This window comes from Acinetobacter sp. YH01019 (assembly GCF_013420285.1).
Taxonomy (GTDB): Bacteria; Pseudomonadota; Gammaproteobacteria; order Pseudomonadales; family Moraxellaceae; genus Acinetobacter; species Acinetobacter gandensis.
Genome location: NZ_VOYM01000012.1, coordinates 25,846 through 50,019 on the forward strand (window position 1 = coordinate 25,846; position 24,174 = coordinate 50,019).

29 protein-coding genes are annotated in these 24,174 nt (G+C 37.1%); 15 read left to right on the forward strand and 14 right to left on the reverse strand.

Translation table 11 applies throughout. From position 1 onward, the window contains the following. Nucleotides 1-24: 24 nt before the first annotated feature. From FTT84_RS04845 to FTT84_RS04870, 6 genes are all read right to left on the reverse strand, one after another. Nucleotides 25-2,712 (reverse strand): DEAD/DEAH box helicase, encoded by a 2,688-nt coding sequence (locus FTT84_RS04845; RefSeq protein ID WP_024160886.1) that lies wholly within the window; start codon nucleotides 2,710-2,712, stop codon nucleotides 25-27. Nucleotides 2,713-2,727: 15 nt separating this feature from the next. Continuing rightward, nucleotides 2,728-4,263, reverse strand: coding sequence for a site-specific DNA-methyltransferase (locus FTT84_RS04850; protein WP_024160885.1), 1,536 nt, complete (start codon nucleotides 4,261-4,263; stop codon nucleotides 2,728-2,730). A 172-nt stretch (nucleotides 4,264-4,435) separates the two neighbouring features. Continuing rightward, the gene (locus tag FTT84_RS04855) at nucleotides 4,436-4,744 is read right to left on the reverse strand and encodes a hypothetical protein (RefSeq protein ID WP_024160884.1); all 309 of its coding nucleotides are present in this window, start codon (nucleotides 4,742-4,744) and stop codon (nucleotides 4,436-4,438) included. A gap of 5 nt (nucleotides 4,745-4,749) precedes the next feature. Further along, a complete protein-coding gene (locus FTT84_RS04860; protein WP_005006141.1) occupies nucleotides 4,750-5,256 on the reverse strand; it encodes a thermonuclease family protein in 507 nt (168 codons plus the stop codon). 85 nt (nucleotides 5,257-5,341) lie between these two features. Continuing rightward, entirely contained in the window at nucleotides 5,342-6,196 is an 855-nt protein-coding gene (locus FTT84_RS04865; protein ID WP_024160883.1) for a transglycosylase SLT domain-containing protein, read from the reverse strand. Nucleotide 6,197: 1 nt separating this feature from the next. Next, a complete protein-coding gene (locus FTT84_RS04870; protein WP_024160730.1) occupies nucleotides 6,198-7,004 on the reverse strand; it encodes a hypothetical protein in 807 nt (268 codons plus the stop codon). A 59-nt stretch (nucleotides 7,005-7,063) separates the two neighbouring features. Between FTT84_RS04870 and FTT84_RS04875 the strand changes: the two genes are divergently transcribed. The 4 genes from FTT84_RS04875 to FTT84_RS04890 all read left to right on the forward strand — a co-directional run bounded on the left by FTT84_RS04875 (nucleotide 7,064) and on the right by FTT84_RS04890 (nucleotide 9,745). After that, nucleotides 7,064-7,486: a hypothetical protein gene (locus FTT84_RS04875; RefSeq protein WP_024160731.1), complete on the forward strand. Its 423-nt coding sequence runs from the start codon at nucleotides 7,064-7,066 to the stop codon at nucleotides 7,484-7,486. An 80-nt stretch (nucleotides 7,487-7,566) separates the two neighbouring features. Continuing rightward, nucleotides 7,567-8,106 (forward strand): hypothetical protein, encoded by a 540-nt coding sequence (locus FTT84_RS04880; RefSeq protein ID WP_024160732.1) that lies wholly within the window; start codon nucleotides 7,567-7,569, stop codon nucleotides 8,104-8,106. A 34-nt stretch (nucleotides 8,107-8,140) separates the two neighbouring features. Then, complete coding sequence (locus FTT84_RS04885) at nucleotides 8,141-8,881, forward strand: hypothetical protein (protein WP_044111932.1); 741 nt, start codon at nucleotides 8,141-8,143, stop codon at nucleotides 8,879-8,881. Between the two features lie 117 nt (nucleotides 8,882-8,998). Then, nucleotides 8,999-9,745, forward strand: a complete 747-nt coding sequence (locus FTT84_RS04890) for a hypothetical protein (RefSeq protein WP_024160733.1) — start codon at nucleotides 8,999-9,001, stop codon at nucleotides 9,743-9,745. A 68-nt stretch (nucleotides 9,746-9,813) separates the two neighbouring features. Here FTT84_RS04890 and FTT84_RS04895 read toward each other — a convergent pair whose 3' ends face one another. Together FTT84_RS04895 and FTT84_RS04900 are read right to left on the reverse strand one after the other, a co-directional pair. Further along, nucleotides 9,814-10,605 (reverse strand): TraX family protein, encoded by a 792-nt coding sequence (locus FTT84_RS04895; RefSeq protein ID WP_043041422.1) that lies wholly within the window; start codon nucleotides 10,603-10,605, stop codon nucleotides 9,814-9,816. Next, a complete protein-coding gene (locus tag FTT84_RS04900) occupies nucleotides 10,581-11,231 on the reverse strand; it encodes a hypothetical protein (RefSeq protein ID WP_024160879.1) in 651 nt (216 codons plus the stop codon). The genes FTT84_RS04895 and FTT84_RS04900 overlap by 25 nt, the downstream gene beginning before the upstream one ends. 201 nt (nucleotides 11,232-11,432) lie before the next feature. On the opposite strand from FTT84_RS04900, the gene FTT84_RS04905 reads away from it, so the two are divergent. Beyond that, nucleotides 11,433-12,272, forward strand: coding sequence for a hypothetical protein (locus FTT84_RS04905; protein ID WP_227553478.1), 840 nt, complete (start codon nucleotides 11,433-11,435; stop codon nucleotides 12,270-12,272). Between the two features lie 145 nt (nucleotides 12,273-12,417). Here FTT84_RS04905 and FTT84_RS04910 read toward each other — a convergent pair whose 3' ends face one another. Genes FTT84_RS04910 through FTT84_RS04920 form a run of 3 tightly spaced genes read right to left on the reverse strand, consistent with a single transcriptional unit; the run spans nucleotide 12,418 to nucleotide 15,634 of the window. Then, entirely contained in the window at nucleotides 12,418-14,085 is a 1,668-nt protein-coding gene (locus FTT84_RS04910) for a DEAD/DEAH box helicase (protein WP_024160737.1), read from the reverse strand. Continuing rightward, entirely contained in the window at nucleotides 14,085-14,453 is a 369-nt protein-coding gene (locus FTT84_RS04915) for a hypothetical protein (protein WP_005006108.1), read from the reverse strand. Before FTT84_RS04915 ends, FTT84_RS04910 begins: the two co-directional genes overlap by 1 nt. Beyond that, the gene (locus FTT84_RS04920) at nucleotides 14,450-15,634 is read right to left on the reverse strand and encodes a SprT-like domain-containing protein (RefSeq protein ID WP_134253125.1); all 1,185 of its coding nucleotides are present in this window, start codon (nucleotides 15,632-15,634) and stop codon (nucleotides 14,450-14,452) included. Before FTT84_RS04920 ends, FTT84_RS04915 begins: the two co-directional genes overlap by 4 nt. A 403-nt stretch (nucleotides 15,635-16,037) precedes the next feature. Here FTT84_RS04920 and FTT84_RS04925 point away from each other — a divergent pair, with 403 nt between their 5' ends. Further along, nucleotides 16,038-16,682: a type I-E CRISPR-associated protein Cas6/Cse3/CasE gene (locus tag FTT84_RS04925; RefSeq protein WP_227504916.1), complete on the forward strand. Its 645-nt coding sequence runs from the start codon at nucleotides 16,038-16,040 to the stop codon at nucleotides 16,680-16,682. A 77-nt stretch (nucleotides 16,683-16,759) separates the two neighbouring features. Further along, complete coding sequence (locus tag FTT84_RS04930) at nucleotides 16,760-17,842, forward strand: hypothetical protein (RefSeq protein ID WP_098733232.1); 1,083 nt, start codon at nucleotides 16,760-16,762, stop codon at nucleotides 17,840-17,842. A 142-nt stretch (nucleotides 17,843-17,984) separates the two neighbouring features. On the opposite strand, the gene FTT84_RS04935 is transcribed toward FTT84_RS04930, so the two are convergent. Beyond that, nucleotides 17,985-18,173, reverse strand: coding sequence for a hypothetical protein (locus FTT84_RS04935; protein WP_024160741.1), 189 nt, complete (start codon nucleotides 18,171-18,173; stop codon nucleotides 17,985-17,987). A 160-nt stretch (nucleotides 18,174-18,333) separates the two neighbouring features. Between FTT84_RS04935 and FTT84_RS04940 the strand changes: the two genes are divergently transcribed. Together FTT84_RS04940 and FTT84_RS04945 are read left to right on the forward strand one after the other, a co-directional pair. Beyond that, a complete protein-coding gene (locus tag FTT84_RS04940) occupies nucleotides 18,334-18,678 on the forward strand; it encodes a hypothetical protein (protein ID WP_038350037.1) in 345 nt (114 codons plus the stop codon). Continuing rightward, nucleotides 18,678-18,947, forward strand: a complete 270-nt coding sequence (locus tag FTT84_RS04945; RefSeq protein ID WP_038350036.1) for a hypothetical protein — start codon at nucleotides 18,678-18,680, stop codon at nucleotides 18,945-18,947. Before FTT84_RS04940 ends, FTT84_RS04945 begins: the two co-directional genes overlap by 1 nt. 79 nt (nucleotides 18,948-19,026) lie before the next feature. Here the strand turns inward: FTT84_RS04945 and FTT84_RS04950 are convergent, their stop codons facing one another. Then, nucleotides 19,027-19,353 (reverse strand): H-NS family nucleoid-associated regulatory protein, encoded by a 327-nt coding sequence (locus FTT84_RS04950; protein ID WP_024160744.1) that lies wholly within the window; start codon nucleotides 19,351-19,353, stop codon nucleotides 19,027-19,029. A gap of 186 nt (nucleotides 19,354-19,539) precedes the next feature. On the opposite strand from FTT84_RS04950, the gene FTT84_RS04955 reads away from it, so the two are divergent. The 5 genes from FTT84_RS04955 (at nucleotide 19,540) to FTT84_RS04975 (ending at nucleotide 22,968) form a co-directional block, all read left to right on the forward strand. After that, the gene (locus FTT84_RS04955; RefSeq protein WP_038350035.1) at nucleotides 19,540-20,364 is read left to right on the forward strand and encodes a hypothetical protein; all 825 of its coding nucleotides are present in this window, start codon (nucleotides 19,540-19,542) and stop codon (nucleotides 20,362-20,364) included. A gap of 227 nt (nucleotides 20,365-20,591) precedes the next feature. Beyond that, entirely contained in the window at nucleotides 20,592-21,020 is a 429-nt protein-coding gene (locus FTT84_RS04960) for a hypothetical protein (protein ID WP_024160746.1), read from the forward strand. Continuing rightward, nucleotides 21,020-21,913: a hypothetical protein gene (locus FTT84_RS04965; RefSeq protein WP_038350034.1), complete on the forward strand. Its 894-nt coding sequence runs from the start codon at nucleotides 21,020-21,022 to the stop codon at nucleotides 21,911-21,913. The genes FTT84_RS04960 and FTT84_RS04965 overlap by 1 nt, the downstream gene beginning before the upstream one ends. Before the next feature lie 41 nt (nucleotides 21,914-21,954). After that, nucleotides 21,955-22,380, forward strand: a complete 426-nt coding sequence (locus FTT84_RS04970) for a hypothetical protein (protein WP_038350033.1) — start codon at nucleotides 21,955-21,957, stop codon at nucleotides 22,378-22,380. Between the two features lie 93 nt (nucleotides 22,381-22,473). Next, nucleotides 22,474-22,968, forward strand: coding sequence for a hypothetical protein (locus tag FTT84_RS04975; protein ID WP_024160749.1), 495 nt, complete (start codon nucleotides 22,474-22,476; stop codon nucleotides 22,966-22,968). Here FTT84_RS04975 and FTT84_RS04980 read toward each other — a convergent pair. Beyond that, entirely contained in the window at nucleotides 22,960-23,220 is a 261-nt protein-coding gene (locus tag FTT84_RS04980) for a hypothetical protein (RefSeq protein WP_024160750.1), read from the reverse strand. The two genes, FTT84_RS04975 and FTT84_RS04980, sit on opposite strands and share 9 nt — an antisense overlap. Nucleotides 23,221-23,578: 358 nt before the next feature. Between FTT84_RS04980 and FTT84_RS04985 the strand changes: the two genes are divergently transcribed. Next, nucleotides 23,579-24,115: a hypothetical protein gene (locus FTT84_RS04985; RefSeq protein ID WP_038350032.1), complete on the forward strand. Its 537-nt coding sequence runs from the start codon at nucleotides 23,579-23,581 to the stop codon at nucleotides 24,113-24,115. Nucleotides 24,116-24,174 lie beyond the last annotated feature (59 nt).

The window sequence follows — 24,174 nt, forward strand, 5'->3', positions numbered from 1 at the left end:
GGGGCTTTTTTAGTGGGTATATATCTATTTTGCTAAAGCATGGTTAATTTGATCTTCCAAACTACGTCCGTTTTTATCTAGTTTTGTCGCCATAAGAAAAATACGCTTACCCTGGCTATCTTTAGCCCACTGTCTACCAATAGCATCTTTAACTCTCGCATCATCGGCACTATCTAAGTGACTACCTTTATACTCAAGAACGAATATAGATCCATCATCCAACTCAGCAACAAAGTCTGGATAAAAATAGTCCTTACCAGTAGGCAACCAAAATGATGTTTGTGGCTGTTTCGGTATATTTCGGACCCAATATTTTACTCGAGAGTGCCATTCAAGTAGTTGAGCACATCGAAACTCTTCCGAAAGGCTACCACCTTCAGTTTTTTCTCTTAGGTCGTCAATTTGAGCATAGAAGTGTTTTTCAAACTTGCATCCACCACGATAAGGTTTCTTTACAGGATACTTGCCTGGTTCAAACTTAAATGTATTTTCAGGTTGAGGCTGATTGGCCACTTGGAATTGACTAAACAAATCGCCTTGGAAAGCCTGTTGACGCGCCAACTCAAATAACCGATCCAATTCTTTTGTGATGGCTAGGGATAGTTGGAACTGAGCACGATGTAATTGTGTAAGAGTAAAGTTTTTTACGTGAAGCAAATAACTTAACAGTTTTGTTAAATATGCTCTTAGCTGAACTTGCGTTACCCCTTGTCTACTTACTTTGCGATCAAGCCAATTAATAAGATCGGTTTCAGTAACCAGAGTCGGCATATTAGAAAATTGAGCTTGTTGATTCTGAAGTAACGCATAATTGAGTTTTTGTTCATCTATATTAAGATCAATCTCAAAACTATTGACGGTTTCTTTGATAGAAAAACCTTCAAGTTGTATAGGGAAATCTAATAGATTCCATTCTATAGAGTCTTCTATTGTTTCCTTATCTGCAATTTGCCACATACCATCCACGAACAAACCTAGTTGTGGAATTGATGCGAAAGAAGCATTCCAGTTTTCAGGTGCTTGATATGCCTGGCGTTCAGCACGAGCTTCATTAAAGACTTCCTGAACCTTTTCAAGTTGTTTAGGCGGAGTCTGATCAATTACGGCCTTTTCAATCTTATCAAAAGTTTCATTAGTCGTACCTTTATTGATAATCAAAGAGGTACCTTGGCTATTTTCTCTTGTCTGAATTGCTTGCTTAAGTTCTTCGGATAGGGTTTCTGGCTTTACTTCAAACGGGACAGAGATCATAGTTTCAGGGATCTTTTGTTTCGTTGCTGTACCATCGCCTCCAAGCCCAAGATTGTACTGAGGTTTAGCGACAATTGTTGCATCAGCCTCCCACTTCTCAAACCCCATATTTTGAATCATGCGATCTTTAAGTAACATCGTAGCTTGTGCAATAGAACTCGAAATGACATGAGCATACGCTTTATTTAACTCGTCATTTTGACGCAGTTTAGCGTATGGCATCCGTAAAACACGGCCTAATAATTGCTCAACATCAGTTGCAGAATTTATGTTTTGCAAACTTGCTAACACGTATGCAAAAGAACAATCCCAACCTTCCTTTAATGCCTCTACAGTGATTACAATCTTGACTTTGCTTTTAGGGCTAAATAGATTTTCATCTTCAAGCTCTTTGGTACCACCAGTAGAAATAGCAATCCAGTCGTTAGTAATATTTTCATATTCACTTAATAAATGTTCTTTAACAACATTTACATTAGCATCACCATTTTTATCCTGAGCTTGTATTAGCAATATTGGTCGGATATATTCCCTTTCATTTTGTGCCAGTACTTCTAGTTTCTGGCGTTGTATTAGCGCATCGCGAATACAATCTTGCCAACTACCAGTATGTTCAGTCAGAACTACAGGAAGTTTAATCATCTCTTCTGATTTTAATTCTGCTGCCGATACTGAATAAAGCACATTATTGTCTTTTGGAGTAGCTGTAAGCTCAATCAAACAACTTGGATTCAACGTTTTTAATGTAGTAAAAAACGTTTTACCACCCCGGTTCTTATGAGCTTCATCGACAATGATGATCGGTCTATGTAAATGAAAAAAGTTAACCAAGGAATGCTTTACACGGCCTATATCACGTTGCGTTAGAAATGTTTGATATTTCAAAGTATCTTCTGATACTCGATCCATGCCTTCAGTTTGGAAGTCAGTAAGGCTCGTAAAATGTTCACTTAATGATTCATCAAATGCATAAGCATTGCGTTGATAAGTCTTTTCCTTGTCGATATTGAACGCTTGAATCGTTGTCACAATCACAATGCATGATTGATTCACATCATGCTTGTTCAAAGTTTGTAGACTTTCAATGTCACATACTTTGATGCGATCGCCGTAATACCCTTGTAATGCTTTTCTATATGGATGTGTAGCATCAGATAACGCCAAAAGTGTTTGTTGGCGAATCATATCTGTTGGTACAAGCCATAGTACAATTGGAGAATCTGTATTTACGTAGTTACGCGCAGCAATCGCAATACTATGTGAAGCAAGTACGGTTTTACCCCCTCCAGTTGGTACGCGTAGACATACACTAGGAATTCCATCTAAGCGATCATTATATTTAATGTCTTCACCGACACACTTATTAAAAGCTTTTTCAGCACCTAATGAGGCAGCTAAAGTTAGGTAGTTCTCTAAAGATTGTAAAGACTGGCTTTGATAGTTTTTTAATTGAAAAGTCATGAGGAACCTTACGTATTAATTGCCATATAACGAATATGGAATCTGTTTAAACTCAATATTTAATTCATCTAATTTGGTTTTACCTAGTCGTGATGCTTCACCAATAATCACACGCTTACCTTCACTGGTATGGCAATCATTGAGGAAGTTTAATATAGAATGTGTGAGTACATTCCCACTATTAGGCCGTCTATCACCTAAAATGCCGTTATATAGTAAGAAATAAGATACGCCGTCATGAACACCTAAGAATGGACTCTCAAGGCTTACAGCACTATTGAATGCTGATTTAGTTTCGAGCCACCAAATATAACTAGCTAGGTCCATAAACTTAACATCAGAATTTAAAAATCCCTGATCATCAAAAACGGCGTTGCCTAGTTTATAAAAACTAAAACCTCCACCACCTTGCCACTCCACGGATTTAGATATGCCACCTTGCTCACCTTCAATGACTTTTTCTAAACGCGGGATAACGTGAGTTTGAGCATGATCACCCATTTCGATACCAATGTAGTGTCTTTCCATTTTGTGAGCTACAGCGGCGGTAGTCGCTGAACCTAAAAATGAATCAAGAACCATATCCCCTTTATTTGTCGCAATATAGAGTATTTTTTCCATCAATCTTTCAGGTTTTGGGCTAGAGAATGTTTCATCTTTTCCATACAAAAGTTGACTTTCTTTTTTTGCCTCATCGGTATGTCCATGATCTTCATGGTTCCACCAAGTCCAAGGCACTACACCTTTAACTTCAGATAAGTATCTAATAATATTAGGTTGTGAATCACCATTTTTACCAAAATATATTCGCCCTTCTTCTAACAATCTATCATATGTTGCTCTTGAAACACCCCAACACCTTCCCTCTGGAGGTCTGAAAGATTTACCTGATGGGCTCACAATTTCATAAAATTGCTCTGGTGTAGCATGTCCAGCTTGCGCTGTCATAGGAATACCACGCCATCTGCCTTTAGGATCATTATTTGGGTTTTTATATACTTTTGCTTGCGTTTCATTCATAGGAACTAGATTACGAACTTTTTTAAACTCCATTGAGTTTTTAGCATATACAAGCAAGTGGTCGTGAGCATCTCCAATAGCTTCACGGTTTTCTCTCGAATATCTTTTTTGCCATACGATGTTTGCTACAAAGTTTTTTCTTCCAAAGATTTCGTCACACATGACCTTTAAATAATGTGATTCGTTATCATCAAGAGTAATCCAAATAGAACCATCTTCAGTTAAAAGCTCCTTTAGTAATTGCAAACGTGGATACATCATTGTAAGCCATTGAGCGTGTTCTAATTTATCATCATAGTGCTCAAAAGCTGATTGACTGTTATACGGTGGATCAATAAAAACACATTTAACCTTACCGCCATATAAAGGTAGTAAAGATTTTAAGATTTGTAGATTATCACCCTGAATAATAAGGTTTTCTTTGGCTGTATCGGTATCACCAAATGATTTCTGGAATTTTAAAAGATGGAATGGAACTTGGCTTGCTGTTTCTTCGGCTTGGTTACGATTAACCCAATCGAGTAAAGGCATAAAAATCACAATTATAGGTTTAAATTAATAACCTATTATCAACTATTTATTTATTTTATATCTATAAGAATGATGAAAATATTTAATTTAACCCATTAAAAAACCACTAAATAGCTTAGTGGCTTGTTCTGTTTTGGTGATTAATTGGATTCCGTGGATATGACAATAGATGTCATATAAAACCTTCTTTGAACTGTCGCCCTTCCAGCGACTCTAAGTGCATTTCAAGGAAATCTATTGCCACTTCTGAGTAATTTGCGTTGGCTGAACAATTCACCAACTTTTCATCACAAAGACATTTTCCCAAATTTGCCAACTGAGTAACCAACTCATTTCGTACAGAAGCCAAGCTGAGAGCTTCAATCTGAGCTTGCAGTTCTTCACTGAAAAACTGCAGTTCCATACGATTACCACATTGTTGTTGCAGTACATATTTATTTAATACCGCTACGGCTTTAGCGGTATTTAATTCACCGTTCATCAATATTACTTATTGTGACGGTACTGGCTTGGATAAACAGGGTTTGGATCAGCCCATAAACCAAGGCGTTGAGAACGTGCGTTGCTTTCAGCACTCAAAATAATTTTATCTTTGAGATATTCACGATAAGCCCATGCATAGCCATCTTTAACTTGCTTATAGTTAACACTATTCACGATGTTTAAGTTAGGCACTTGGTTTGTACGCATCTGAAAAATGGTACCAAGAGTACGACCGTAGCGGTCCTTACTATTTTCTTGCACATACACAATCGTTTCATGCAAGAAACTGATGTTCTGACGCGATTTCTGACCAAAAGCTTGACTCTTTTCTGGTGCATCAATCTGGTTGAAGCGAACACGGATCTGCTCATTGTTGTTGTTTAAAACGGTGATAGTGTCGCCGTCAGAAATACGTACAACTTTGCCAACAAAATCGGCTTGAGCTGCAGTAGCAACAACAGACATGGATAAGGTTAAAGCTAAACTTTTTAAAGTTGTATTAAGGTTCATTTTGAATCCTTAGTGGGTAAAGAATAGGTAAATTATATCGCATTACATAACTGGAATTTTTTTCTTAAAAAATATATTTAGCTGATTAGTTAGGATTTATCCCCTTTCTCTCAAGCCAGTTTTTCCATTGAAGTGCATACGCAACTAAACCAGGTTGTTTCGCCGTGCCATTGCGATATATCGCATTAAAAGATGGCGTCCATGAATGGTAAGCAGCTGCTCTAACCCAAAAATCGGTTGACGGTTTTGTGGCTAATCGATTTCGCAAGATCTTGGCTGCAAGTCGCGCATTCAGACATCCATCAGTACGCACATAATGGCTGTTATAACTTTCAAACATACCGCCACGTTTAAAGTGTATGGTATTGATTTGGAATTGCCCCATATCCAATGAAAGGTTTTTGTTTTGCACTGTTTGTCCATTGGTACCACGCTCTTTGCTATGTATACCCAATAAAACATACAGCGGAACACCTTCTGACCGCGCAGCATGAATAACACAACTCAAAGTAGCGACTCTACCCGGTACGGTTTGATCGTAAGATGCACTCGCTTGATTGTATTGCGTAGTTGGATAGGTATAAGTAACAGGACGGATATTCTGGCGAACGGGTTGTTGTTGTGGTGCTGGTGCTTGCTGGCCACTAGGTTGTGGTCCATTTTGTGCAACTGCCGTGCGCTCAGTGCTAGTCGAAGTTTCTTCAGTTTTTTTCGGTGTGTACTTCACGCCCAAGTAACGACTCGTAAAGCCTCTTTGCTTTGCTGGCGCCGTTTCTTGCTGAGTGTTGGTCATGACCTGAAATGGTCGATATGGTGTACTTGATCCATTAGAATTGACATGGTTTGCATATGAACCTAGAGCCTCAGAACTTTGAGGCAATTGAGCATAAGCAACGCTTGATCCTAATAGAGTCGCAAATAGCGTTGGTTTTAACAGCATATTAATCAGCACCTTTATCGTTGTTGTTGAAATTGTCGATTAGGTGCTGTTTACGGTCAGCTAACTTATTCAGTGTTTCAACTGGCAATGGGTTTTTGCCGTCATACCACGATAAGCTATATTTTTTTGGCGCATAGCGGAACCATGCCAAGAATGGCGAATTCGGTAAGAATAAAAGACCAGTACGGACTTGCCATGCACGATAAGCTGAATTGATGCTAACCATGTATAGATAAAACACCAATAATACACCTGGTACAACAAGCATTGGATATAGCGCTTTAAAGAACATATAAACTACGTACAAGCCTGTAAACATAGATAATGCTAAATACAAATAAGAAGAAAACTGATGGTTTTTAATAAGCTTGTCTATTTCATCATTACTCATTGAAGCTAAACGTTCTTGCCCTCTTGGGTAGTGAGTATTAGCAATGAGTTTTTTCAGTTGTTTAAAATTGTTAGGTGCGACAATTTCATATTCACATAAAGGGTGTGCACATACCCAATTCACGTTGCCTTTATAAGAACGTGGAATCCTGTTGTCATGCATTAAAATCGATTTACCGCATTCGGGGCATGTTGGCGACAGCATTGATCTAATATTAGATAAATGCGGTAAAAACCCTTTTCTAGCTGAACTCCAGTGGCTTTTACGCCCGAAATCAAAAAAGACTCGCTTTAAAATACCTGATTTACGGGGTTGATTAGCTTCAATTGCCTGTTTAATGGCAGCTTCATCTAAAACCTCATTGGTAATATTTACCTTTTGTGTAGCACTATCAGAACTATTTTTATCTGAAGACATACTTTTACCTACGGACTTTTATTATGTAGAATACGTTATTATATTAAAGGATTTTCAACGTGTCTAAAACCCTTTTTAACTTCGCAACGGTTATTTTAATTTCCACCCTTTTAAGTGCCTGTAATAACTCTAATACTCCAAATGAACAAGATCCATTAAAAGGTCAAGAAAAGAAGTTTTTAGACGAATCCGCAACGAGTGAATCAAAAGAACTTGTGTTTTATGACTTGGTAGATCCTAAGAAAAAAGACCAACCTATAAAGGCTGAAGAAGCAAGTGCTTCCGAGCCTGAAGCCCAAGAACAACAACCTGAAAAGGCCTTATCTCCTGAGATTCTTGAAGCGATTCGTGAAAATACAGAACGACAAGAAAAAAAGGAAAATGCACTCAGAACAATAGCTGAAGCTAAGCGTATTGAAGAATTATTAGTAGGTAAAGATCGCAGTAGTGATGATGGTTATACCTATAACAGTGATGAATAATTGATATATCAATGGTTTTAACCAATACAAACTTATTATTTTAAGTTAAAATGATTTTAAATTTTTTGGTATATACGGTTATGTTTAACAGTGCTTTTAAGAAACATAAAATAAAAATATGTTTTGGCTTGCCAATCATAATTGTGGTTTCGATCTTAATATTCAAAATCTACTCCTACCCCTTTAAGCCAAGACTCTTAAGCCCCGATTGGATTGAAAGTCGCTACAATGGTTGGGAAGTTGAACATCATGACTTATGGATTGCTACAATTGTGGATGTTGTTGGTCCAAAAACAGTAAAAATTAGAAATCAAAATGGAGAAGAAAAAATTATGGATCTTCTCTATATAAATGCTTTGCAATCTTCGGAAAAAATGAAAAACCTCTATATCAATAGCTTGTCCGGTTATGTTGGCCAACAGCTATTTGTAAAAGGAGATCCAGACAAAGCGCGGTTTAATGGCGTCTTGATCGATGGTAACGGTGAAAATATCAATCTAAACCTAACTTATGTACCAGGTGCGGTATTGGATATGTCATCAACTGCATACATTCATGACCGAGAAAAGCAATTAGTTCCTTATTTCGCGAATATCAATTCAGAAAATAGAACGTTTTAAGTTATAAATTAAGGGATATTAGAAAGGCCAAGCTATGCCAGCACCATTATGTTTCCTCACACTGGAATTTACCGCCAAAGTCAAGAATCCAGTTGATGTGCCTGACATTATTAAGTCGTCTATTTTGACGCGTATTAAAAAGTGCCGCACATCATCAATAGAACAGGCTCAGTATCTTTATAATGCTGAAGAGAGCTACTGGAAGCCAAAAAAACAAGTCACTGAAGAAGCAACTCAATATCATGGCATCACCAATGAAGATTTATTAACGCAAGACTCAATCAATGGTCTAAAGATTAAAAACTATGTTGTGTATTGGGCAAACGTTTATACATTTAGAATTTTGCAAAAAAGCAAAGTGAAGTTTTTTAATCACCGCTTTATCTTTTTAAACAACTTAATCAACGTGATTGGTGAAGATGGTTCCCTACCCATGACAGAATGGGCACGTTTAGCCAGTGCAGCTTCGGGAAATAATGAATTTCCAGAAGAGATACTGACTAACACTAACAATAAGGTCATCTGTTTGACCGTTATATTTGATTATATTTCTGAAAAATTAACATCACTTTATGGTTTGGATCTAAATAAGCATTACGATCTGGTTGCTGCAGTACAATACAACAGTGCTATCAAAGCTAAGAGTCAAAAATCATTAAAGGTTCATAAGCTTATGCGTGATGATTTTAATGAGTTTAAATTGCTTTTAGACAAAGGCATGGAGATTAAGAGAATTAAAAAGGAATATTTTATAAATAATAACTACCTCCCTTAAACCTAAAAGCCACTTTCTTAAAAGTGGCTTTTTTACGTTAAACATAAAATAAACTATCACTAAAACCCTTTTTTAAAATATAATACTTTTAATTTCTATTTTAACTGGTGATACATTGTGAGTTTAATTAAGAAGCAAAAAGACATTCTATCTCACGACCCTCTTGTTTCAATTTTTAGTAACAATGACCTTTTAACAATCTCAGTTGATACGGATTCTGAAGATTTGAATCGTCAACCTAAAAATATAAAAATCCCGAATGCCGATCTTAAAGAGTTAACAATACAAATCAGTGGTTTTGATACTTTAGAAAACAATGATGTTGGTCGTTATTTCACTTGTTCTGGTACCGTAGAGCTCGTTAATACACTAGGTAATGGTGAAGAAAAACGTTTTGTATTAGCAGAGCCAAAAATCAAAGTAAACGTGGCTAAAAAAGGTCATTTACCGCAAACAGAACAAATTAAACAATTGGTTCGTAATGCGTGGATGGATGCATTTAGCTATGGTTGCCAAAACATTAACCAACCTTACCACTATGAAGATGAAACTTGGTTTGAACGCTTCAAAGGTAGCATTATTGGTAAATTTGTACTGATCGTACTTGCCACTTTCTTTGCTGCTTTCATTGGTTTGGCTATTTTTGGTTATGCTGCTGGTAAAAAACAACAGGACCCAACATTAGAAATTGCGAATCAAATTGCTCAAGATCCTGAAGCATTAAAGCAATTGCTGAATCAATATGATCAACAAAATAACCAATCTGGTGCACCTACTCCACAAGCATCACCAGAACAAGCAGCTGAGCAAGAAAGACAGCAAGAAATTAGCTCATTCGGTTTAGATGCTGGATCTAGCGAATAACGCTGATTAAGCAATAAAAAAGCACCTTAGTCATAAATACTTTGGTGCTTTTTTTATGCCTAAATTTATTATGCAAATTTAAAAAGAATCCAAATGATGACGAGATGTACTGGATAGAACCAGTACGCCCACTTCCCCACTGGCGGTAATTCAAAAGGTATATTCATGTGCTGTCCTTTCAGTAGGAATTGTGCACCAATACACGTTGCAATGGCGCTACTGACAGCAAATGAGAATGCCAAAGAATATGTAGTCATATCCGTATAGTAGCCACCAATCAACCAGTTGAAAATGTTGGCCAATGAAGTGAGCAAGACGCTGATCATTAAAAAGTATTTCTTAGAATGAACGTTGGTTGTTTTAAAGAATAAATACAGGAATACAATTAATAAAACGCCCCACACGCTATACATAATAAAATTAGATAGCAATGTGATCACGACTAACAGAGAGACAAACTGCAGCGTTGCATATTTATGTTTAGATTCCCCTAATACAACAAGCAAAAATCCTAAAAGCAACGTAGGCATGACGTTCAGAGTTGTAAATGGCTCTTGGTTGAATAGTTGATACGGTACTTCTGATAGCACACAAAACAACGCCAAATTTTTAAAATAGTTTTTTAATGTATGGGTTTTCTTTTTAGAAATAGCTTGGTTCAAATTGAATGCAAGCATGATACAAAAAATAGGAAAAGCCCAACGGCCAATCGTCCTCAACAACAGATTATATTGAGGAAATAATATTGATGCGTGGTCAATAACCATGGTCACAATCGCAATCCACTTCAATAGATCCAAGGCTCTATTGCGATCTCGCACGGCGCTTTGGCTAATTACAGCTTCTTGTAGATGAACCATGTGTTATTTTTCGCTAAAGGGTTTGTATAAGCATCACTACGCTGTTTTCGGGTGTTGTTACGATTATCTAAGATCTCAATGCTATTCCAACCTTCGGGATAACCGAGCACCAGGCCAGAGTTATAAAATCTCGTGCGATGACGCTCTTCATCGCCGGCATAAAACAAGTACGCACGAATATCGTTATACGGTCGATGCCCGACCAATACGTTATCTTCATCACGATCAAAGTACTCATAAATTAAATCCGTATATTCACGATTGAAGTATCCGCACTTCTCAAACAGATCTGCACTTGAACGAAAAGTAATAGATTCCTTGGCCAGTGTTTTATTTAAAATCATGCGAGTGACATTACGAGCAAACACGGGCAAATTAAAATGCACAGGCAAATGAATTTCATTTATTTCGGACAAATCAATAGGATCACCAAAAGGATTAGAAAGTTCTAATGCTTTTTGATAAAAGTCCATCCATTGTGCAAGATATTCATCAACAAACTTTTTCTCACCATAATAAATTGGTAATCCATCAACCGTTAAAAGGTTTTGTGGAGGAAAAATATTGTTTCTTAAATCTAAGATGCTTTGTTTTAATTTTGCGATTTCGATTGGATCACTAATCATAACAACTCACTCGAATTAGAGTATTAAAATAATTATATAGGGTTTTAATTAATTGGATATAAGTTTTTAGCTCAGTAAATAAGCATTTTTGTTGTGTGGCGAATTAGAATTGATAAAAAATTTAAAAGAATATTTATTCTAGGAATTATTGATACAATGTATCTAATTTCTTACGAATTAGTATATACAATTGGGATTACTATGCTTACCCCTGATCGAATAGACAAACAAGTTAATTTGGCTGGAATTGACCAGTCGTGGACCAATTTATTAAATCACTTGGACATTGATAGTCATCCTGAATACAACATCGATAAAACTCAGCCATGGTACTTGGCTAATTTTGTAGATTACCTACGCCTACTCAACTTTAAGTTTGATGAATTAAATCTAAGAGAGATTCGTGCAGTAGATTATGACTTGGTAGATTGGTCATTTCTTAAATCTAATCGCCTAAATGGTGCTGAGGTGTTTAAGGACCTAACCATTTATCTGCAGAAACCCAATTTTGTTACGCAATATCCTAAATGTGTACCCATCAATGCTGATGTTCGCGATCGTAAGCTTGCAGAGGTCATTTATGATTACTACAGACGCTTCTTACCGTTTTTCTATTCATTCATTAAATTAATCAGATCAACGCAGCGCTTATCTCTAGAACGTAAATTACCCGTGATTGATAACTTTATGTCTAATTTTGGAGATCTTAGTACTGGTGAGTTTTATTCAAATATTCCATTTGATGATGCAGAGCTCAAAAGGATTTTGAAAAATGGCTTTGAAAAATATAGAGAGCATAAATCAGAACAGCGGTATAGCCGTGCCATCGCAGAGCTAACACCGATGTTTAAAGCTTTGTCTGAATACTTAAAGATTGTGTCTACGGTTAACTACGTGGATCTAGACCTTATTCACTTCTTACACAATGCATTTTTGGGTAAAAACTTTAATGTTTATTCAGATCTATTCGCTTTGGATAAAGAACCTAATTTGTTGGTCAATTTAAGTTGGACATACACAAAAGCATTTCAATATTCATAAATAGCACCATGGTAGTTTATGTGCATCGGCTATATCAAAAGGAAGAAGAATATAGCGATCTTTTAACGAAAGGGCCTGGTCATACCGAAGTTTTGTAGCAGAATCTCTAAAACAAGCTAGGTAAAGTTCAGTCATAAAGTTTCTCTTAAGCTACCTTCTTATTCAGTATGTGTTCGGCTAAGCGCTTGATACCGCCACCGTCCGTAATTAAATGTTCAAATAATTCGCCATTCGGGTTTTTAACTCCTTCCAACTGGCCTTTTTTGATGCCTAAGACATCAGAAATAATTGGATCTGAACCCGAATCAGCCAACAAGTAATATGCCGAGATCTGTTTGATTTGACCGTCACGGTCTAAGCGACCAATACATTGATCATGAACACCAGGCGACCAATCCAACTCACCAAACACAAATGTTTTGCATTTTGAGTGGTACTGCAAGCCATCAAGCCCGGCAGATGAACGTAATGAACTAATGAAGACTTTACTTTCATCATTCAAGAATGCTTGTTTAGATCGTTCCTTAGCTGCAGGTCCTTCCGTACCTGTATACATAACAGGATTGAATTCAGCCAAGCGTTCTAGCCAAATGTTGTACACATCTCGATGCCAACCATAAAGCATGACTGATTCACCAGACTCAACAAGCATACGCACGAACTCAGCGACATACGGCGCTTTGGCGATACCTGTTGCTTGGCGCATCATAATATTGAATTCTTCTGTCGCACGAAGCTTTTGCCCTTGGAATTCTTGAGTAGAGCTTAAAATTACTTTTGCCAGTTCCATTGCCTTGCCCTTAATTTGATCCAGTACTTTAGGATCGCTTTCGACATATTGAGGGATGATTTGTACTGGCGGTAACTCTCGATTTACATCTGCTCGAGTACGGCGCAACATTAGACCTTCATCACGTAAAAACATCCCGAACGCTTTAGGATCATTAATACGTTTTTCGTGTGAACACCACTCACGAGCGAATTCGGTAGCGGTACCTAAGCTATCTGGACGCAATATTTCAATGATGTTGTAGAATTCATCACCGTAGTTATAAATCGGTGTAGCTGATAGACCGAGGCGTAATTCAGCTTGGTCACTAATGAGTTTAGCAGCGGAATACTTTTGCGATGTATAGCCAGTCCGTAACTCTTGGATCTCGTCAAACACTACGTACTTAATCTTTCCGGCAAGATATTCAGCCCAACCGTTCAACTTTGAATAACTGGTGATAATGACATCGGGTGCTGCTTCACCCTCTTTGTGCAATGGATAAGGCGATGCTTTCTTTAGGATGTGACATTTTAGGTGCGGAGCAAAGCGTTCAATTTCATTCTTAATTTGCATTGGAAGATGTGTCATTGTCACAAAAAGCGCCGGGAGCGATTCAGGTAGAATCATCGGACATATTCCACTCGCTGTTTTGCCAAGGCCCAAATCATCCCCCAAGAGCAAACCTTTAACATTAAGTAGTAGATCTGCAGCTGCTCTTTGATACTCATATGGAGGCACGGCAAGATCAAATGTTTTGATCGGACGTTTATAGTCCATCACATCCAAAATATCTTCTTTTAGCGACACATAAGCCTTAGATTGCGCTTTCATGTATTTAAGATCATCAACATGCATTGGATAACGTTCAATAAACCAAAGTAGGTCGTGACAATTAGACGGCGTATCGCTTAACTCAATAAATTTTGATGCATGTTGGCTGACTTGTGGGAATACACGCTTAAGTCGTGTTTTAACATGTGGTTCACATTCAATGTGCCAGTTTTTTTCTTGACGAGAAATGGTGCCGTAAGATTTAGACATTAGAAGACCCCCACTAAAATACGATGGCGGTAAATAAATTTATTGTTCAGTTGGATTGGAATGTTATTCACCCAATACGGTGTACCAACCACATAGAGCGCTTTTATGCTGTCATGGCTTAAATAGCGATTGATCTGACGCAATAATGCGTTACGTGCACCATCTATTTTTAATTCAACACCCACCTTGCCGACATCAAGCTCAACAGTAAAATCAATGATGTCTTTATTTGATAGACGAACCTCACGTTCATACGGAATCTCATTGGCAATAAACATTTGCTCAATCGCGAGTTGTAAGTCTTTTTCGTTATAAAAACGGTATTTGTGTGAAGAAAACAGAATTCCAAGCTCTTCAATCGTTTTCATTCTGCATCCCCTTGGTCAGCTTTAGCAGCCTTTTTGTTTTTCTTCACCTGGCTTTTATCAATGGATTTTGATGGTACCAGTTCAACTTCACATTCAGTACACGATAATCTAAAAGTAGGACTACACGTTGCACCACGGCCACACTCAGGACACGCAAAAGATGCCCTAGTCTGTTTCTTAGGCTCAGGCTCAGGCTCTTCAAAATTGGCTAAACCAAGCTCTTGATAGAGTGTTCCACCGATCATAGTTTCTTTGAGTACAATAAGCTCGTTATCATCGCCGTTTGGTTGTTCACCCTTATAAAGTTTAACAACCTTAGGTTCTGGTATTGGTTTGTCGTCATCATCTAACGGATCTTCATCAAAAGCCGTTGGATAATAACCGCCAAGGTTTGCACCGGTATTTGATATGTCGATTAGTCCGATCGCTACATCAAAGGGATTCATTGTAGTGGGAGTCGGTTCCTCTTCTTCATCACTTGTTGGGATGGCATATCCAGTGAGGGAATCTGGTGCTTTTGCCGGTTCGGCAACTGGCTTCTCTTTTTTAGGTGATTTCAAAGCTGAATTGATTTCATTGCCAAGTAAGGCAATATGAAATAGCTTTGGAGAAGCAGTCGGAATGGACTCCAACAACTGCACTTGCTCTTGAATCATTTCAAGACTTGAAATCGTTTTGGGTGCGTACTTGTCATACCATTTGATGATACGCCCTTCATCGACAAGCTCATTGCACACTTGAATAAACAAGCCATCAGGTGCAACGATTTCGGTCATCTTCTCGCCTGTCGTGCGACCTTCTTTTGTGCCGTCATCAGTCATAATCAAACCGATCTCAAGCATAAATGCCGCAAACTCAGCATTGTGATATGAGCGTTTAGATGGCTCACCAAAAATGCTTTGTTTCATATGACACATCTCATGTGCATAGCATTTAAAAATGTTAAGCAATGGTTGGGTGCCAAAGTAATCAGGGTTAAGGGCCAGTTCGTGCGTATACGCCGTATCATCTTCTGTCGAAGCAAATCTATTCTCAGACCAATAACCGGTATTTTTGTTGATACGTTGAAGCGTAATCAAACAATCTGGTAATTCATTTTTGAATAGCCTTTCATTGAAACGGTCATACACCAACTGCAGTTCTTCATAAAACTGCAACGTAGTTCTATTCTTTATGTTCATTTTTCAGTCGTCCAAACAGGATCAAACTAGGTGTGGATTGTACAAAACAACGTTTAAAGTTTACGCACAGCTTAAAATACAGTCAATAGTTTAAAATAATCAGCAAAGCATATATTTTTTTAAAAAAAAATTACAACACAAAAAATAAGTATCATTAAAGTGTAGGTTTAATAAATTGTGGTTGGTTTTCATAATATGAGTGTTACGCTTTACTTCCACACAAAACTGGTGTTCCTATATCAATTTTGAGGGTTTTAAGTATATTATAAGCCACTTTTGTTAAATGCACATAGAAGTTACTTTTAGCGTTTATAAATGCTGAATAATACCCTTATTGTCAATAAGGCGCTATTTAAAGGCAATGGTTCTTAATAATGCTGTTTATAGAAAACTGGATATCGAAATGAGTCTGAATAACATAAAACTAACAGCCAATTGTTTTGCCCTTACACATCCTGAAAATGAAAAGAACTTGTTCAAGTACATTTTTAGAGAAATGTTTAAACGAAATAAGGTCGAGACATTCTGTTCCGCAAAAGTCATATTTTTTACAGATGGCAAGCACATCTATTTAAGAACGTGCGTATCGGACGTCAAAATCCCAATGGCCAAAGAATACATTGAAATTTCGCACGGTCAGCAAATCACTGGAAAAATCATGGTTCCTCTTAACCGTGAATGTAGCTTTAACCGCCAAGAAATTGAAGAATACATTTCGGTCCACGGCGAAAAACCCAAAGGCAATTCAGGTAAGAAGCGTAAAAATCTAACTGGAGATGAAGCAGCCGAATTCACCAAAAACGCTCTTAGTAGCAAAGGTCTATTGGATGTCACTATAATTGAGCAACAATGTGGACCACAGCTCAGCATTTTGAATATTCCAGTCCAGACCATAGATATTTCATTTAGTGCGACTGTTGGTGATTTAGAGCTATTTAAAACAGCATGGCTCAATGGTATTGGTCGTGATAAAACCTACGGCTTTGGAATGATCCGCTTAGATGGTACTTTGTTTACACCGCCTTGTAATAATAGTGCTCACGCCTAATCGAAAGGACTTTTAAAGTCCTTTTTTAAACGAAATTTTTTCAGATATTGATCTGATATAGATCCTGGTTGCTCAACATGAGAAATAAAGATTTAGATCCAAAGATAGGAATACCACTTAAAGTCATCACAGCGCGATTAGAACATGTGAAGTTTAACCTCAATGGCTTAATGAAATGTGTAGAAGCTTATGCGATCGCACGACAAAACAGTAAAGATCCGCACGAATGCCTAATCAGTGGTGATGAATGGACATATGCTGCACTAGATTGTCGAGATCCTATCTGGCGTGAACGAATGAAACGCACCAGTACCATTATGGGTGTTCAAGCCACTGGCCAAGAAATTCCACTCTCATTTATCAATCAGCTACCTTGCAACATTGGTGAAATCATTACTCTTGGCTCATGGAGCCTAACCAAAAATATTTATCGGTTTGAAGATCAAGTCATTCAAATGCTTGTAAAGACCGAGTACAACCGCAGTATCCCCGGTTTCCTATTAAACCTACCTGATATTGCGATCTACGTTCAAACCGACAATGCCAATCTCTACGTGCAAAATGAACAAGTGGTCGGTGTTATTTTTGCGAAAAACACGTTGAACGATCGCAAGGTGCTATTTACCACGGTATATACCGATACTGGCTTAGCAAAAACCATTACCATGCACTTCCCTGATGATGATGATTTTGAATCAACTGTTGAGGACTGCATGACCGATTTCATTGATACGTTTTTTGATGAAAAGAACTTGCCAGATGAACAAGAAATTAACACGTTCATGGAACTGCAGAAGAAGCTAATCAATTTGATTCTATGGTTCAGCCAAAAAGAACCAGATCTCAGACCATTAACACCAGAAACAACACAAGCCAGGCCTAAATTAGAGCTGATTAAGCGTGAATTGCGTTTATTTGAGGCCAATAAGTACAAGCCGACTATTGTTGGTACCGAAACAAATAAAAAGATCAATGAAGCGATCCTAAAGCGCGATGAAGATCTAAAGTCTGGCAACTACAAAGGTACCAAAAAACCACATCCACGGGTTCCTCACTGGAACTTTTACTGGTTGGGCAAACGTGGTACCAAAGAAAAATGGGTTAACCATTGGATACCATTTCAGATTGTTGGCGGTGTGCCTAAAGAAAAAGGGCTCTAAGGAATAAGTTATTAATTACGCAATGGTTGGGTAGTCTAAAAAATATTGGATTCCAACACTGATTCCGTAAAGCCAGTAAAAGCCCCATGAAATAAGAAAGAGCCCTATGTTGGCTCTTATTTTGTTTTTGTAAATCTCAATTTTAACGCAGCGTGATTTTCACTTTACCAACACACTTTTTGTTTAGTGGGCGATTATTACTATCTACCCGTCTCAAATAGCCACATTGACTACAAGCAAAAGTATCATTACCTGAATCATTCGTAAATTTAAGCCAAATGTGACCATTGCCATCGTCTATATCTGTTTTAACGTATTTATCTAGATTCATGCTTAAACCTCTTAATAAGCTCACTCGATAATAACAATAGTTTTGCTTAGATAGTATTTTTCCAAAAGGAATTATTAGCAGATTTTATATGTTTTTTAAGAAAAGTTTTTGAGCGCTTTTATTTATTAAAATTGAATTATTAAGCAAGGAGTTATAAAGCATGGCTAAATCAATAGACCAGTTATGGAGTGAATTACAGCAGATTCAATTTGATGAATCTAATTCCTTACCATGCGAATTCCATATCTGGAATAAAGGTACATATCGCTATCAGATCCTAGATTGGTTTGAAGCAAATTCTGAAAATGGCGTATTAAGCTTGCAAGGCAAAACCCATAAAACATTATGGGAAGAGTTTGGCAACACCCCGATAAACAATGATGATGAAATCGAAGAAGACTTTCATCTATGGGGCAAAGGTACAGACCGCTTCATTATCTGGCACTGGTTTGATGATCAATTAGAACACGGTGTAATTAGCTTAATTGAGAAAGGAGTTGCGTAATGGGATTATTTACTTGCCCTCACTGTAATAGTGATATTGATACTAACGATAAAAAGTCTGGCCATCAGGTGAATGATGTAATTCAAGAAACCTTTTGTTCTGTTGACTGCAGTATTGAATATCTGGTGCATAACTCACAAATGATTGCAGTAGATCAATACGGAAGTTTGCCATTAAGCAATGAAAACCTGAATGAATTCATTGAAGCATTTTCTAATGAGGGTGTTGAAGATGATGTGTTAGAACACATCAAAGCTGAACTTTGTTAAGTAATCGCGCACCTGCTCTAAACAACACTGACAATGGCATTTAAAAAAAGGGCTTAAATCATTTAAGCCCTTTTAATATTTATACGATAAGAAAACTTTCTAATGTTTTACCAGATTCAATCTCACGATTTAACCAGGATGGACGTTTACCACGACCGGCCCACACTTCTTTGTGGTTATTCGGGTTGCGATATTTAGGATCTGCTTTAACCACTGGCTTTTTATTTAATTTACGATTTTCGCCGTGCTCATTTAATTCAAGAATAGTTAAGCCTAATTCTTTTGCGATCTCAAACATTTTGAGATAACCGTCATCAAGTTTCTTATTCTCTACTACAACAATTTGGTTTTGTGCCTTTTTAATTAGGTCTTCTAACTGGTCTTTACTTAGGTTTTCAACTTCCATAACTAATCTCGAAAATTTGGATATATCAAATATACACCAGTGCGTTTTGTTTACAACCGCATACGGTACTTTTAATTGATTAAAATATTCGACTTATTCCATGGCTATTCTAATTTTTAAGCATAAGTTATTCCCACTTTAAATCCATTAATCTAAAAATACATTCAACCTGTTAGGTAAATTAATATGCACAAGTATCTCATGATGAATCTTGCGATTAACGAAACATCAGCACTACCAATTGGTATCCGTATTTGTGATTTTAATATCGGCTTATATGCCTCTAAGAAAATTTCAGAAGTGCCAGCTTTAATGGCATTGGTTAATTACACCCTGTTTAAGTATTCAAGCTATGAGAGTGAAGAACTTGAAGACATTGAAACCTTATTAGAAGAACATGATTTTAAAACTCGCTATGACTCTTGGGAAATCAGCGGTGATTCTTTTTACGTTTTAGGTTTTAAAGAAATTACAAAAGACGAGTTTGAATTATTGCAAAAACTTGACCTGTTGACTGTGGTAGACGAATACAACTACCACCATAAACTTTTGTCGAATCATGGTGAGCATAAGTTTGACGAATATTTCAAAAACTTTAACGAGTCTAAAGAGCAAGAAATCTTGAAGCAGTTTAAAGACATTGCATTCAACCTAAAAAGTGATGCCCCTTTAAACTCGACATTTGCTCAAGACGTTATAGAGTTGCTGACTACCTACAAGTTTGGTACAGCTTTAGAACCTATCGACAGCACTCACAGCGATACAAGAAACCGTTTCTACTTTAGCCATACGCTTGAGGGTGACTTCGCATCTGGAGCTATTCAGGTCATTATTTCAAATTACAAAGAAACTGGCGTCAAAAACCCTTATTCAGTGATTGAGCCTTTAAATCTTGAAATTATGCTTGAAGATGAACAATGTTTTGATGATGAATATGCAAATCTCGTTGTTGAATGCGAGTATGTGTTTAATCTTATTAAGACCGACTTATACACCAACACTTTTGAATAAACCAAGCCTTTAAGAGAGAAATCTCTTAAAGTTGCGCTTAAAAACGTAAACGATGTTTTTTTAATTGATTAAAAAAGGTTTTGAATTTTTAGCGCTGCAATGGCGCTCGTCATTATTAATTCTTTCTGGATGCTTAAATAAGTATTTTTTAAAAAAACTTTATCCGTTCATATTCTTAATATAATGAAACCAAATCAAGCAAATAGCTTAAAACTTGGAGAAAGCTCATGAATTTAAACCCTAATTTTTGCCCGATCGATTTTAACGAAGTTTACGGCAGTACTGACAATTTACCTTTGTTCTTGGTTAAAGCGTCACGCCAGGATTCTAACGATGACGAGCATAGTGAGTATTTCTTCATTCGAGCACCTCATGAGCACCGTTTAGCTTTCTTCCTTGCTCACATGTTCAAATCACATGTAGATAATGCCCTTTTGACCTTGGAAAACTTGGCTGAAGAAAATTATCAAAATATCCCTGAATTGGAAGAGTTGATGTCTTCATATGGTGTGATTGATGGCGTTGGCGTGGATACACTTTTTGATTTCCGCGCTAAGGAACTCACACTTGATAAAGCGCTGGAGCTAGTCGAATTCATTGAAATTAACCCACTCAATACTGATATTGTGGGCTCACTATTCTTGGAGGCACTTTAATGAATAGTAGCTTTATCTTAATTAATGAAGCTATGGCGCCTATTCGTAAGAATACGGCGCTTTTGGAAACCCTGTTATCTATGATCAGTACTGCAGATCAAGACCACGGCGACCAAAGCCCAAGCTTTCACATTAATATCCATGCTGGCATTGAATTGCCTAATCATGAAATTGCATATACCACTTTAAAAGGTTTTGCAGAGCTGACCGAAGATCATAATCTTTGTATCTATATGAATCCTGAGCTGTCAGAAAATGGCTTTATGTTGCTATCCACTCAAAACGTGGTACCTGATTGCTATGACAATTCTATCTTTGTAGATCTGTCGAATCAGTTATGCAGTTTCTTCAATCAAGAAGTACAGCAGTTAAACGATCAAGCGCAAAAGGCGTTAAAGCTGTTGTTACAGCATAAAATCAATGGAACAGCGATTCGCACGTTCAACCCTGAACAATTGCAGATCTTACAGAAAATCGCTGCATTAGATAGCTTCATGCTCGATGACCAGCGCGATTGGTTTTACTTTTCCGAAGTGGCCATTGATAACGCCTATAAAGACATGAAAAAAGGTTTAGAACTGTTGGTTCTCAACGAAGATATTAAGGATGCACTTAAACAGCTACTTGATGCAAACAACATGGAGTTTTGTGATTTACCAATACTCGTGGTTTTGTATCCCCTACTGGTTAAGTCTGAAGAAAATAACGAACTGGTACAGGCTTGCTTAAGTCATCTCATTGGCAACAACTTAATCAATGAGCCGTTTATTGCTGGTGTACAACTTGAAGCTGGTGCATTTAATAGCGAAATAAACACCTATACTTTATTGCCACACATGAAAGCAGTAAAAGAATTGCTGATAGATATTGAAGCAGATCTCACAAAAGTTTAACCGTTTTACCTGAGCTAATTGCTCAAAACCTTGGAGTTGTTATGGATACTATTGTTCGCGTTAAATCAGTTGGTGTTTTAGGTCTATCATCTAAAATCACGACATTTGTAATCGACATCGAGCTTGATGGCGGTAAATTAAAAATTGAAGATCAATTGCTTCATTTTAAGAATACTTTACGTACAAGCTATCGAGAATATGATGAAAGTTTAGCGATCGTAAACAATAAGGCTATACTTTCCAATTTAGATAATGCAGTAAAACCAAACGAATTGCATGCTTTAGTTGATGATTATATCGACTCAGTTTGGGTAACAGATGCCAATAAAAACACCACTAAACAGCGCCGTGCGTCACTTGGTTTGCACAATCCAACGATAAAAGACAAAGGTGTTTTGAAAGAAGCCCTTTTAAGTGAAGTGAAATTAGCCTACAAAAACTATATCAATCAGAACGTAGAAGCCTGATCAGATCGGAAGTATGTTGCGACCAGCATACTTCTTTTTTTTTGAACCTTAGCCTAGAATCATCCAATATCATCGCTTCATACCAAGAGAATCATGCCATATCTCATATATTTAATGTTCCTTGCGTTTGCAAGCGCCGTAATTTTAGTGGAAGAGGCTTATGGTCTTAACATCCAATTATTTGCAATGGGGATTGTCGTCATCATTGGACAATTGGCAATTTTTTGTTTTATCAACGCAGCGATTAACATCAACAATGAAAAACAACATCGCAATGCCGTCAAAACCTTGCACTATGGCGCTTCATTTTCATTAATTGTGGTCACTACACTGGTCTATTTATATAAGTATGTGTTGCACAAACAGGAATATTTGACCATGGCGATTTACTTTTTAGGAACGTGGTTTGCCATCACCCTTTTTGACTCAGTGTTTAAGTTAGTCAAAGTTGGTATTTTTAATAGCAAGAAAGATAGTGCTGAAGTTGTGAACTCAACGCGTAAAGTGACGGTAGTTACTTTAGCGATCTGTATGATTGGGTATTACTTATTTAGCAAATATGCATTAAATATTAACGTACTAGACTAGGCATCTTGTAAACAAAACCGCACCTAATACACAAGCGCAATAACCAGCAAAAAAGAACATCCTTTTAATTATTGCGCTAATCTTTTCCGTCACAGTACCGTTATGAACAATAAAAACTATCATAAACATTAAAGCGATCGTGCAGAGGAATAAGGCAAAAACAATTAAATAAGTAAAAGCAAAGTCAAAGTTTAATACCACTGGAAAACCAATAGATACCGCCATTAAAGCTATTGTACTTGATGCATTCATATCTTAAAGCCCATCTAGCAACTAGCTTAATCGTAGCGATAAATAAGCTTTAAAACTGAAACTTTATTATTGAGATTGGTCAATGCACATTAAAAAAATGTGCTTGGTATATACCAGAAAGCAAAGAACCAGACGCAAAACGCCTGGCTCTTTAAAATTGAAAGGTGAATAAAAAAACACAAATCACTTGAACGCATTTCTTATTCAAGGTCAGTTTAATTAGATTTCTTGCCATTGTCTATGTAATGTAAACGTGGACAGCATTAAAACAATCTATATTTTTTGAAAAAAGTTTTGAAAAGGTACAGTGAAATATAATGAATGTATGGGCTCAATGCTCACCATTTGGAGAAATTATATGAACTTTAAAATCTTATCTAAAACAAAAGTTGTTGGTCTACAAGAAGATTCTCTCACCTCTTTTCAAAATTTTATGTTTGAAAATATTGCATGGGATAGCCAAGTCCGTGCTGATTATTACCAGTCAAATAAGAATACTGTACTGCTGGAGCTACCAGTACGTTTACGCCGTGACATTCAAATCGAAAATATCAACGGCGCTTTAGATGCACTAGTTGATTTTGAGCTGATCTACAAGCAAGACCAAGGCAAGTTGGTATCTTCATTGGTCGTTGATACGCAGTACTTGTTATGTATAAATGATCAGGATATTGATCTTTGGTCAATCGACAGCGAACTCAGTTTCTTACAAGAAGCTGACCGCAATCACCTTAAGAAGCTTATGCGTCATTGCGATGATCGTTTCCATGCGTGGATGCGCGAGATTAAGTCTTACTTCAATCGTTTGACAGTACAGCCGTTGCATCTTGATATGCAGATCAAAATACGCAAGATCGTAGGCTATACAGCGGTGCTACCTAAGACCTTTCCATAAGGTTTTAGGTGTCAGTATAAAAACAAATAGACCGCAATTAAGCGGTCTATTTGTTTTTG

What these genes read in the sequence shown, in the direction of transcription:
- FTT84_RS04950 (WP_024160744.1), bottom strand. Translation starts at nt 19,353, where the DNA reads ATGGAAGTTGAAAACCTAAGTAAAGACCAGTTAGAAGACCTAATTAAA.
- FTT84_RS04975 (WP_024160749.1), top strand. Translation starts at nt 22,474, where the DNA reads ATGCCATATCTCATATATTTAATGTTCCTTGCGTTTGCAAGCGCCGTA.
- FTT84_RS04920 (WP_134253125.1), bottom strand. Translation starts at nt 15,634, where the DNA reads ATGAACATAAAGAATAGAACTACGTTGCAGTTTTATGAAGAACTGCAG.
- FTT84_RS04895 (WP_043041422.1), bottom strand. Translation starts at nt 10,605, where the DNA reads ATGGTTCATCTACAAGAAGCTGTAATTAGCCAAAGCGCCGTGCGAGAT.
- FTT84_RS04865 (WP_024160883.1), bottom strand. Translation starts at nt 6,196, where the DNA reads ATGCTGTTAAAACCAACGCTATTTGCGACTCTATTAGGATCAAGCGTT.
- FTT84_RS04905 (WP_227553478.1), top strand. Translation starts at nt 11,433, where the DNA reads ATGCTTACCCCTGATCGAATAGACAAACAAGTTAATTTGGCTGGAATT.
- FTT84_RS04880 (WP_024160732.1), top strand. Translation starts at nt 7,567, where the DNA reads ATGTTTAACAGTGCTTTTAAGAAACATAAAATAAAAATATGTTTTGGC.
- FTT84_RS04845 (WP_024160886.1), bottom strand. Translation starts at nt 2,712, where the DNA reads ATGACTTTTCAATTAAAAAACTATCAAAGCCAGTCTTTACAATCTTTA.
- FTT84_RS04910 (WP_024160737.1), bottom strand. Translation starts at nt 14,085, where the DNA reads ATGTCTAAATCTTACGGCACCATTTCTCGTCAAGAAAAAAACTGGCAC.
- FTT84_RS04860 (WP_005006141.1), bottom strand. Translation starts at nt 5,256, where the DNA reads ATGAACCTTAATACAACTTTAAAAAGTTTAGCTTTAACCTTATCCATG.
- FTT84_RS04980 (WP_024160750.1), bottom strand. Translation starts at nt 23,220, where the DNA reads ATGAATGCATCAAGTACAATAGCTTTAATGGCGGTATCTATTGGTTTT.
- FTT84_RS04850 (WP_024160885.1), bottom strand. Translation starts at nt 4,263, where the DNA reads ATGCCTTTACTCGATTGGGTTAATCGTAACCAAGCCGAAGAAACAGCA.
- FTT84_RS04855 (WP_024160884.1), bottom strand. Translation starts at nt 4,744, where the DNA reads ATGAACGGTGAATTAAATACCGCTAAAGCCGTAGCGGTATTAAATAAA.
- FTT84_RS04940 (WP_038350037.1), top strand. Translation starts at nt 18,334, where the DNA reads ATGGCTAAATCAATAGACCAGTTATGGAGTGAATTACAGCAGATTCAA.
- FTT84_RS04960 (WP_024160746.1), top strand. Translation starts at nt 20,592, where the DNA reads ATGAATTTAAACCCTAATTTTTGCCCGATCGATTTTAACGAAGTTTAC.
- FTT84_RS04870 (WP_024160730.1), bottom strand. Translation starts at nt 7,004, where the DNA reads ATGTCTTCAGATAAAAATAGTTCTGATAGTGCTACACAAAAGGTAAAT.
- FTT84_RS04900 (WP_024160879.1), bottom strand. Translation starts at nt 11,231, where the DNA reads ATGATTAGTGATCCAATCGAAATCGCAAAATTAAAACAAAGCATCTTA.
- FTT84_RS04965 (WP_038350034.1), top strand. Translation starts at nt 21,020, where the DNA reads ATGAATAGTAGCTTTATCTTAATTAATGAAGCTATGGCGCCTATTCGT.
- FTT84_RS04970 (WP_038350033.1), top strand. Translation starts at nt 21,955, where the DNA reads ATGGATACTATTGTTCGCGTTAAATCAGTTGGTGTTTTAGGTCTATCA.
- FTT84_RS04930 (WP_098733232.1), top strand. Translation starts at nt 16,760, where the DNA reads ATGAGAAATAAAGATTTAGATCCAAAGATAGGAATACCACTTAAAGTC.
- FTT84_RS04985 (WP_038350032.1), top strand. Translation starts at nt 23,579, where the DNA reads ATGAACTTTAAAATCTTATCTAAAACAAAAGTTGTTGGTCTACAAGAA.
- FTT84_RS04935 (WP_024160741.1), bottom strand. Translation starts at nt 18,173, where the DNA reads ATGAATCTAGATAAATACGTTAAAACAGATATAGACGATGGCAATGGT.
- FTT84_RS04885 (WP_044111932.1), top strand. Translation starts at nt 8,141, where the DNA reads ATGCCAGCACCATTATGTTTCCTCACACTGGAATTTACCGCCAAAGTC.
- FTT84_RS04915 (WP_005006108.1), bottom strand. Translation starts at nt 14,453, where the DNA reads ATGAAAACGATTGAAGAGCTTGGAATTCTGTTTTCTTCACACAAATAC.
- FTT84_RS04945 (WP_038350036.1), top strand. Translation starts at nt 18,678, where the DNA reads ATGGGATTATTTACTTGCCCTCACTGTAATAGTGATATTGATACTAAC.
- FTT84_RS04955 (WP_038350035.1), top strand. Translation starts at nt 19,540, where the DNA reads ATGCACAAGTATCTCATGATGAATCTTGCGATTAACGAAACATCAGCA.
- FTT84_RS04925 (WP_227504916.1), top strand. Translation starts at nt 16,038, where the DNA reads ATGAGTCTGAATAACATAAAACTAACAGCCAATTGTTTTGCCCTTACA.